Origin of the sequence: Priestia endophytica DSM 13796 (assembly GCF_900115845.1) — a bacterium.
Lineage (GTDB): Bacteria > Bacillota > Bacilli > Bacillales > Bacillaceae_H > Bacillus_I > Bacillus_I endophytica.
Genome location: NZ_FOXX01000037.1, coordinates 1 through 9219 on the forward strand (window position 1 = coordinate 1; position 9219 = coordinate 9219).

Here is a 9219-nt window from a genome sequence, read left to right on the forward strand (position 1 = left end):
TGGAGTTAGTATAGTTTCATGGACACAATTTTATTAAGTCCTTACAATTATTTTTGAGAGGATGTGTCCGAATTGAAACGTAAACCTACAGGTAAAAAGTATAATGACGATTTTAAGAAAATCATTGTGGATTTATATCATGCTGGAAACTCGGTAAAAGAATTAAGTAGCGAATATGGCGTATCAGAAGTAACAATCTATAAATGGGTGAAAGAATTTACACCTATCAGTTCAGAAAAAGGCTCTCTGACATCGAAAGAGTTAGCTGAGATTCAGAAAGAAAACCTTCGGTTAAAACAAGAACTAGACATTCTAAAAAAGGCTATGGCCATATTCGCGAAAAAGTAACAGAAACAGAGTTAAACCATTTTATTGAAAAACACAAAGGTCAATACTCTGTCCAAAAAATGTGCGAAGTACTAACGATTCCAAGAAGTAGCTACTATAGCTTCTTTAAAAAGACAGTGTCAAAGCGTGAACAGGAAAATCAGGAACTGACGAAAGAAATCCAACGGATTTATCTGAAAAGTAAAGCGCGTTATGGTGCTCCGAAAATTCATAAGACCTTATTAAGCAATGGGTTTTATCTTAGTCTAAAACGTGTTCAACGCTTAATGAGAAAGGCTGGCATCCGTTCCATTACGAAGAAAAAGTATCGTCCCTATCCGTCAAAAGAAAAGGTTGTTCAGCTGAATAATCTTTTAAAGCGAGATTTCTCTACCCAGACAATTAATGAGAAATGGGTGGCAGATATTACGTATATTCCTACCGTAAAAGATGGCTGGTGCTATTTAGCATCCGTATTAGATTTACACTCCAAAAAAATCGTTGGTTATTCTTTTTCACATTCCATGACGTCGGAGCTTGTGATAGAAGCCCTTCAAAACGCTTGCTTTTCCCAAAAGCCCCGTCAGGGCTTAATTCTTCATACCGATCTTGGCTCACAATACACCAGCAGTGAGTTTACTCAGTATGTCCAAGAACACAAAATCAAGCAGTCTTTTAGCCAGAAAGGCTGCCCTTATGACAATGCCTGTATGGAGTCGTTTCATGCCATATTAAAGAAAGAAGAAGTATATCATACACAATACACAAACTATTCAGCTGCAAAGTTAGCCATGTTTCAGTTTATAGAAGGCTGGTATAACCGTAATCGAATCCATAGTAGCCTCGGCTATCAAACTCCTCAAGCTATTGAGGATCAAATTAGAAAAACAGCTTAAGACTTAACTTTTTTGTGTCCAAATTATTGACTCAAATCCAATACTTAGAAAACCTCCATGCAACCATAGGTTGCGCTAAAATTAACTAATGTCTGCTCGTTTATTTTCTCCTTATAACTTATAGTAAACATAAATTAACTCGATAGGTGGAATCCATTTAATGAATTTATCTTACAACTTAAAGAAAAAAAGAGAAGAAAAAGGATTTTCTCAAGAACATATAGCTCAAGAGTTACATATCTCAAGGCAATCTATTTCTAAATGGGAAAACGGAAACTGCTATCCCGATTTGGACAACTTAATTAAACTAAGTAATTTATATAATGTCTCGCTAGATGAGTTGATTAAAGGAGATGAAGATTTTCAAAAGAAGATTGTCATTAAGGAAACTGAAGGAAAGTACAATAGTAAGCTTTGGTGGATGGTGTTTCCTATATTAGGATCAGCATATGGATTGATCCAATTAATTGTAAATCATTTATGATTTCTTCCTCATTATTTATAATTGTATTAGCTAAGAGAGAAACAGCCCATTATTGTAACATAGTGGGCTGTTCGTTCATTTAACCTTCAAGCTGTAAAAAGGAAAGTAAACTTTACATAACACCAATTACAGGAAGTAATAAGAGATTGTTATCAAAACTGAGTAACAGTCTTTTCATTTTATAACAGTCTTTTAGTTAACCATTTTTATAAGCTCTGTTAAATTTTAGTGTTGGTAATTCAATAAAATTAAAAGGACTCCAATGTATTGGAATTCCTTATCCTTACCTAATTAACAAAAGCAGCCTGATAGTTAAATATAATAAAAATCACTCAAATTTTCTCTGTTTTTTGGAATTTTTCAATATATGTTCCAATTTATTCTTTACAGAAACCCAATCACTCTCAATTATACTGTAAAATACAGAATTACGAAAAGTTTCATCTTTTCGAATCATATGATTTCTTAAAATTCCTTCTTTGACTCCACCTATTTTTTCTATTGCTTTTTGTGACCTATAATTTCGTTCATCAGTTTTAAATTGAACTCTTATAAATTGCAAGGTTTCAAAGCAATATTTTAATAATAGGTATTTACATTCTGTATTAATATGTGTTCCCCATACAGATGGGTTATACCAAGTATATCCGATTTCTAAACCCTTATTTTCATTTGAAATATCTAGAAATCTTGTTGAACCAATAATTTTACTATTATTACAATGTAGAACAACGAATGGAAATTCATTCCTAGTTTCTTTTTTGTATAATGCTTCCTCGACAAAAGACTTCATATCATCTAAAGTGCAAATCTTTTTCGGTAAATGATTCCAAATGGACCTTTCACTTCCGGCCTCATATAAACCTTGTATATGATCCCTTTCCATAGGAATGATTCGAATTTTCTCGCCTATCAATTCATCAAACATACTGTTAGTTCCTCCATTCTCACCTAACTTTATATCCAAATATCCCCATAGAATAAAATATTGATAAACTCCTGTTCCTTAGGTACACAAAACTACATCTTGAATTTAGATAAGCGCAAGCTATCATAAGTATTCGTCATCTCAAATGCAAATGATATTAGAAGAAGTTCTTTAATATATCTAAACGAGGCAAATTCCTTGTACGTTTTCAAAGGAAACTGACTTTTTTCTTTGACTTCTTCTAGTAAAGCACTTCGTTTGTTAAAGAGACATTTGAAAATGATGACAAGTAATGTCTAATCCACCTTTGAGGTAAAATCTATGTGCATCATGTCTATGAACACCAGAATCTAAATGGAATTGCTCACAATCATTTTCCTTTGCTTGACTTATTAGCCAATCCCATAAGACTTTTGCATATCCTTTTCGACGACTTTTTTCATCTGTAATCAAATCATCTACATAAAAATAATTTCCCCAAGCTAAAGATTCAGCAATCCTATATCCAGCAGCTGCGTTAACTTCATCATTTTCAATAACAGCAACTAAGTTAAAACCATAATTATCCTGCAATCGTCTGATTTTTCTTATAAATTTATCTTCAGTTAAATGTGGTCGCAGTTGTTTAAAAGTGCTAAAAGTAGACAGTATTTCTGAATCTGATCTCATTATTTTTACAATTGGTTTCATTGCCTTTCCTCCTTAATTAAGCCTTTGAAATTGGTTGTATCAATGTAAGATATTTTATAATGTAAACTGACATTTAAAAAGGTACAATTATAAACAAATGAATATGTCAAAGGCGGATATAAATGAAAAATACTATTTTTGTTCTGGAAGAGAACTCCCCCAAATATAAGCAAATCTACGAGCAGTTTAAATCTTTTATTGAGCGTGGCGACATACCACCTAATGATCCACTGCCATCTATTCGCCAACTTGCAGATTCTCTTCAAGTTAGCCGCAATACTACATTGATGGCATATGAGCAGCTTGTAGCTGAGGGCTATATACGAGGAGAAGGGCGGAAAGGTTATTTTGTAAATGAAGTAGAACCACTTTTATTTCAAGATGCCTTAGTTATTCCTACTAAAGAGCAAACAACGTCGGAAATACCAATCCTAATTAACTTCCGACCAGGAGTTGTAGATCAAACCCATTTTCCATTGAAAATTTGGAGGAGAATAGCCAATCGAGCTTTAACATTACAGGAAAGCTTTCAATACGGAGAACCCTTTGGCGAACTGTGCTTGCGTGAACAAATCGCCACATATTTACTCCAATCTCGTGGAGTAAATACAGATCCAAATGCGATTATAATCGGCAGTAGTACTCAACAAATGTTGATTTATCTAGGACAAATTCTGAAGGATGATTTCCCTAGCATTGTTGTAGAGGACCCTGGTTATGGGGGGGCAAGGGAATCTTTTCAATTTCATCGTTTCATGCTTGAAACTTTACCAGTTTATGAGACGGGTGCCGACTTTTCAAAATTAGAACAAATAACTTCAAGGATTATCTATGTAACACCCTCTCATCAATGTCCACTAGGGATAAGCATGTCCATTCAACAAAGGCAAATGCTTATTCATTGGGCTAACAAGAAACATGGATTTATTATTGAAGACGATTATGATAGTGAATTTCGCTATACGCAGCAGCCTTTTCCAGCCCTTGCTTCTATTGATTCTACAAGAGTTATTTACCTAGGGAATTTCTCAAAGTCATTTATCCCAGGAATCCGTCTAAGTTATATGGTGCTACCACAGTTACTTTTAAACCGTTATAAACAGCAATTTCTTCATTTCGAGAGTACCACTTCCCTTCTTAATCAGCTTACAATGGCTAAATTTATGGAGGAGGGGGAATGGAATCGCCATATTAAACGGATGCGCCTTGTGTATAAGCGAAAAATGCAATGCTTAGTTTCAGAGTTAAAAAAACACTTTAACAAGAATGTATCCATTATTGGGGAACAGTCTGGTTTGTATCTATTAGTTAAGGTACACCTAAATTATTCTGAAGAATGGTTAATTGAGCGTGCTTCCATTTATGGAGTCAAAGTGTATCCTACCTCCATCTATTTCATAAAAAATTATTCTGATGAACCAATTATTAAACTTGGTTTTAGTAATCTTACATATGATGAAATTCAGTTAGGAGTGAAGCTTTTAAAAAAGGCATGGTCATAAAAAAGGAGCCCGGAGTCGGTCGTTATCTTATTCTTATAATGGGGGCAGTCCAAGTTAAGTCCAAAAACGGCACGAAAGATATAAGTAAAAAGTTTCCTCAAATGTTGATAAGTTAAGTGTGAATTCTGGACTTATTTTGTCTCTTTTTAATACTTATTTTGTGTGAATAGAAAAAAGGATCATGCATATTAGTCTTGCTAATATGCATGATCCTTTTATATTTATTGGACAAACTCGCTCGATTGCAGTAGGTCATATCTATATTAATATGCTATAAATTACTTGCAACTCTTCGAATAAAAGCACCTAATAGTAAAACAAAAAGATATCGTCTAAAGTCACGTATCTACTGGAAAATCTGATTCTTTCTTGGATTCTTGCACTTTTTGAATACTGAGCACAAAACTCATGATTGCTGCAATGCTACAAACATATGGGAGTGGAGTATATCCCCAATTAGATATGACATAACCTCCAATGAGTGAACCAATGGTAATACCAATATACAGGGCTGTATTATTCCACGCCATAACAATTCCTCGTTCTTTCGGATATTCCATCGTTAATCGTGCTTGGTATGATGTAAATCCTGCATATCCAACCAAAGCCCATATAAACAAAAGGAAATAAACCCAATACCCAGACGAGAAGAATACCCCTAAACCAATGAGTATAAGAGCCAAGAAAATGAGTGTAGCCCTCGAAATTTTCCTTTCTCCAAATTTATCTGTTAATTGTCCACTTGTAAGGCTTCCTAGAACAGCACCGACACCATAAAAAGTAATAGCTAGTGCGATTTCTGATGATGAGAATCTATTTTCGGAGTAAAGAGCTGCGCCTAAATAAACGTAAAGAGCATATATTGAAATTGCCCAAATGGTGGTAACACTTACAGAACCAAGTATTCTTAGAGTATTTCCTTTTAATGAATTTCTTGTTAAATCACTTCTAAATATAGATTCCCATGTTTTAAAATTGACTACTAGCAATATAGCTCCTATAATCACCATTACCACAAATACTGAACGCCAACCAAGAAAATGCTCTAATAATGCACCAAATGGCGCTCCTGCCCAAAGAGCTGTTAAGTGCCCTGAGACAACAATCGAAAGCCATGTTCCCCTTCGATTTGGTGGGGCAATATCTCCAATGATTGCATAAATCAAAGGAGTGACTGAGGCAACGGACAAACCAGCTAAAATACGACTAACAATCAACCATAAAAATGAAGAAGCAAAAGCAGTTAGTGCATTAGAAATAGCAAAAAGTAATAAACCAAACGTAATAAACCTTCTTCGTCCCTTTTTATCTGAAAGCCACCCAAATAAAGGAGCTGAACAAGCATATGTAACCGCAAAAACAGTTACCATCCATCCAGCTGTTGCTGGACTAATTTCATATGCTTTAGAAATGAACGGTAATAACGGAGATACCACAAATAAGTCAGTACCCATTAGAAACAGAGTTATCCAACCAACACTTAAACTTACTCTCTCTCGCAACTCTAAACCTCCTCTATATAAAATTATTTTCACATGTATATTCCTTAGAGGTCATAGAAAGAACTTTACGTAAGTATAGAAAGGATGTTTTATTGATCGGGCACTCCAGGAATTTAAAAATTGGTTTGAGCTAGGATAAACGGAATGGTAGATAGCCAAAGTTATTAAAATAAAGGGAGCTTTTCTTCAATAAGAGTCAACAAATTACAAAATGTATAATCTATTGAAACTAGTTTACATAAAATATGTTCCAGGAAGTAAAAAAAGCGCAAACCCGTTGTTACTAAACGAGTTTACGCTTTTTTACTACCTATGACATGTATTATGTCAAAATGTTGGGTAACCTTATGTTTTTGAATATATACTGGAGGAGCTAAATATATTAGATTAATATTTTCATTCTCCGTGTTCATTCCAATTCTTTATGAAAGGCATTAATTGTTTTAAGTAATCTTCTGGTTGTATCGTTTGATTTTGCATCCAATACACCGCAGCTCCATAAAGTGCCCAGCTTAACATCACTGCACCAGCCTCTACCTCCATTTTGTTTGGATTAGCCCATTGTTTTTGCCCCCACTCCGAAAAAAATACTTGAAGTTCCTTTTTAAAAATCGTTTCTATTTGGGGCTTAAATGCCTCGTAACTTCGCTGACATTGGTTACTGAGAGATGTTTGGAACTTAATTATGGATAAAAAAATAGCCTCAATGGTCTCTTCGTTAATTACCTCATGTGTACTTACTTCTTGAAGGACCTCTCTCATAATGCTTTCGCTTAATACTTTTTCAACCAAGTCATATTTGTCCATGAAATGATAATAAAAGGTGGCACGATTAACCGTTGCAGCCGTTGTAATATCTTTAATGGTTATGTCTTTAAACTCTTTTTTCATGGATAACTCGATTAATGCATCCATGATGAGCTTACGAGTTCGAAGTACACGGGGGTCCATTTGTTTATCCATAAAACTTTCTCCTATCTTTTAGTCATTTTTTATCAATGTGTTGGATATACGACATATGCGTGATTTTGTTGGTTGAACAAGGTTTTCTACCTTGTTATATTAACTTTACAACAAGTGTTGGATATACGAAAGGAGTCGGAATAAAAAAAGTGAAAGTAACCCTTTTTGGAGCAACGGGTCAAATTGGTCAGCTTCTTGTAACACAAGCACTTCAGGCTGGTTATAAGGTAACAGCCTATTCAAGAAGATCTAATGCTTTGAATATAGAACACGAAAAACTGCAAATTATAGTGGGAGATTTAACAGACCGAGGAAAATTAAGAGAAGCAATTGTAGAAAGAGATGTTATAGTAAGTACCCTTGGACCTGTACTGTCAATGAAACGACAAGTTTTGGATCTCCCTATTGCAGAAGCACATAAAGCCATTATTTCTATTATGGAGGAGTATGGACCGAAAAGGTTTCTTACGCTTGCAACACCTACTATTTCTGCAAAGGAAGATGTTAAGCAGCTTGTTACTCAGTTACCGAGTATAATGGCAAAACTATTATATCCCACTGGATACGCTGAGATGAAAGAAATAGAAAATTTAATTAAAAATTCTAAGCTGGATTGGACTGTTGTACGAATCATTAATCCGAATGTGAAAACAAATGGGAATGGATATTCTGTATCGCCTGGAGATACGAAAGGTAAGATGAATGTGTCTCGTTATAATGTAGCGAAATGTATGCTGGAAGCTACCCAAAAAGATGAATGGATTCATAAAATGCCAATCGTATTTAACAACTAGGAGGGCAAAGGAATGGAGGAATTTGAATTTGGAGTGTATTCGTTAGGTGAACGCATTCCTGATATACAAGGATATGTGAAAACCGCGAAAGAGCGTGTCGAAGATATTCTACAAATGGACAAGTGGGCAGATGAAGCTGGGCTTGATGTGTTTGGTGTAGGAGAGCATCCCCAGCTGGATTTTGTCACAAGCGTTCATTAAGTACTTATATTATTAATACACAGGAGGTCTAAAAAATGAGTAATCAAGAAAACAAAAAAATTACTCCAATACTTCATCATATTGGTTTAACTACAGGACGTTTTGAAGAAATGGTAAGTTGGTATAATAATGTACTAGGAATGGAACCAGTTCATTATTCAGAAAATCCAGCTGGCGATATTGGTATGGAAGTAAAGGCTCTTTGGGTGACGAATGATGAAGCTAACCATCGTATAGCAATGATTGGAATTCCAGGATTAACATCGGACATGAACAGAAGTAAGCATTCTAGAATTTAACATATTGCCTTTGAGTATGACACATTAGATGATTTATTAGATACGTATTTACGTTTAAAGAATCTTGGTATTACACCATATGTCACAGCAGATCAAGGTGTTAGTATTGCTTTTTACTATGATGACCCTGATGGTAACACGGTTGAATTAACAATGGACACTTTCGGAGATTGGAGCAAATCAAAAGAATTTATGAAAAAATCACCAACTTTTGCGAAAAAACCTATGGGGAAATATATTGATGTTGAGAAGGTTTTAGTAGCACGTGAACAAGGTTTGTCTGCCAATGAAATTCATGAACGTGCATATGCTGGCGAATATGAACCGGATACTCTAATGGATCCAAAAAAAATGCTTTAACATTATAAGTAACTAGAAAAATAATGACATTCATATAGTTTGGATAAAGAAGAAGTAATACACATGTAGATACAAATAAAGTTTAAACAGGGAAGCAATTTTATAATTGACTTCTTTTAGAGCAGTATTCATGTTACATGTTATATGTTACAGGTAGTGAAAAAGCGCAAACCCATTCTGAAGTGACCCCTGTCAAGTAGACAGTAGTAAAAAGCAACCCTAAGCGACCTGAGTTCTATATTCATATGGACTCAGGTTATTTAATTTCTTCTG

General features: G+C 34.7%; 10 protein-coding genes and 1 pseudogene. 7 read left to right on the plus strand and 4 right to left on the minus strand.

From position 1 onward, the window contains the following. Positions 1–72 precede the first annotated feature (72 nt). Both BM012_RS25700 and BM012_RS25705 read left to right on the plus strand, forming a co-directional pair. A protein-coding gene (locus tag BM012_RS25700; RefSeq protein WP_139210290.1) for an IS3 family transposase occupies positions 73–1223 on the plus strand; the annotation gives its coding sequence in 2 pieces (ribosomal slippage) (positions 73–313 and positions 313–1223; 1152 coding nt in all). A 160-nt stretch (positions 1224–1383) separates the two neighbouring features. Next, positions 1384–1707, plus strand: a complete 324-nt coding sequence (locus BM012_RS25705) for a helix-turn-helix domain-containing protein (protein ID WP_061804540.1) — start codon at positions 1384–1386, stop codon at positions 1705–1707. Positions 1708–2035: 328 nt separating this feature from the next. Here the strand turns inward: BM012_RS25705 and BM012_RS25710 are convergent, their stop codons facing one another. After that, entirely contained in the window at positions 2036–2635 is a 600-nt protein-coding gene (locus tag BM012_RS25710) for a GNAT family N-acetyltransferase (protein WP_061804541.1), read from the minus strand. Positions 2636–2896: 261 nt separating this feature from the next. Next, complete coding sequence (locus BM012_RS25715; RefSeq protein WP_061804542.1) at positions 2897–3325, minus strand: GNAT family N-acetyltransferase; 429 nt, start codon at positions 3323–3325, stop codon at positions 2897–2899. 122 nt (positions 3326–3447) lie between these two features. On the opposite strand from BM012_RS25715, the gene pdxR reads away from it, so the two are divergent. Then, positions 3448–4827, plus strand: coding sequence for a MocR-like pyridoxine biosynthesis transcription factor PdxR (pdxR, locus tag BM012_RS25720; protein WP_061804543.1), 1380 nt, complete (start codon positions 3448–3450; stop codon positions 4825–4827). A gap of 338 nt (positions 4828–5165) precedes the next feature. Here pdxR and BM012_RS25725 read toward each other — a convergent pair whose 3' ends face one another. Together BM012_RS25725 and BM012_RS25730 are read right to left on the minus strand one after the other, a co-directional pair. Next, positions 5166–6329 (minus strand): MFS transporter, encoded by a 1164-nt coding sequence (locus BM012_RS25725; protein ID WP_082802590.1) that lies wholly within the window; start codon positions 6327–6329, stop codon positions 5166–5168. 396 nt (positions 6330–6725) lie between these two features. Then, positions 6726–7292, minus strand: coding sequence for a TetR/AcrR family transcriptional regulator (locus BM012_RS25730; protein ID WP_061804545.1), 567 nt, complete (start codon positions 7290–7292; stop codon positions 6726–6728). A 59-nt stretch (positions 7293–7351) separates the two neighbouring features. On the opposite strand from BM012_RS25730, the gene BM012_RS25735 reads away from it, so the two are divergent. From BM012_RS25735 to BM012_RS25750, 4 genes and pseudogenes are all read left to right on the plus strand, one after another. Further along, positions 7352–8086 carry an NAD(P)H-binding protein gene (locus BM012_RS25735; RefSeq protein WP_235606167.1) on the plus strand — a complete coding sequence of 245 codons (735 nt, stop codon included), beginning with the start codon at positions 7352–7354 and terminating at the stop codon, positions 8084–8086. 12 nt (positions 8087–8098) lie between these two features. Beyond that, a complete protein-coding gene (locus BM012_RS25740) occupies positions 8099–8287 on the plus strand; it encodes a hypothetical protein (protein ID WP_061804547.1) in 189 nt (62 codons plus the stop codon). 35 nt (positions 8288–8322) lie between these two features. Next, positions 8323–8724 (plus strand): annotated as a pseudogene (locus tag BM012_RS25745) (VOC family protein); the annotation flags it as partial. A 15-nt stretch (positions 8725–8739) separates the two neighbouring features. Continuing rightward, positions 8740–8946: a hypothetical protein gene (locus tag BM012_RS25750; protein ID WP_061804549.1), complete on the plus strand. Its 207-nt coding sequence runs from the start codon at positions 8740–8742 to the stop codon at positions 8944–8946. The last annotated feature ends 273 nt before the right edge of the window (positions 8947–9219 follow it).

Coding starts and splice junctions, on each gene's coding strand:
- BM012_RS25730 (WP_061804545.1), bottom strand. CDS start 7,292: ATGGATAAACAAATGGACCCCCGTGTACTTCGAACTCGTAAGCTCATC.
- BM012_RS25750 (WP_061804549.1), top strand. CDS start 8,740: ATGGACACTTTCGGAGATTGGAGCAAATCAAAAGAATTTATGAAAAAA.
- BM012_RS25715 (WP_061804542.1), bottom strand. CDS start 3,325: ATGAAACCAATTGTAAAAATAATGAGATCAGATTCAGAAATACTGTCT.
- BM012_RS25705 (WP_061804540.1), top strand. CDS start 1,384: ATGAATTTATCTTACAACTTAAAGAAAAAAAGAGAAGAAAAAGGATTT.
- BM012_RS25740 (WP_061804547.1), top strand. CDS start 8,099: ATGGAGGAATTTGAATTTGGAGTGTATTCGTTAGGTGAACGCATTCCT.
- BM012_RS25710 (WP_061804541.1), bottom strand. CDS start 2,635: ATGTTTGATGAATTGATAGGCGAGAAAATTCGAATCATTCCTATGGAA.
- pdxR (WP_061804543.1), top strand. CDS start 3,448: ATGAAAAATACTATTTTTGTTCTGGAAGAGAACTCCCCCAAATATAAG.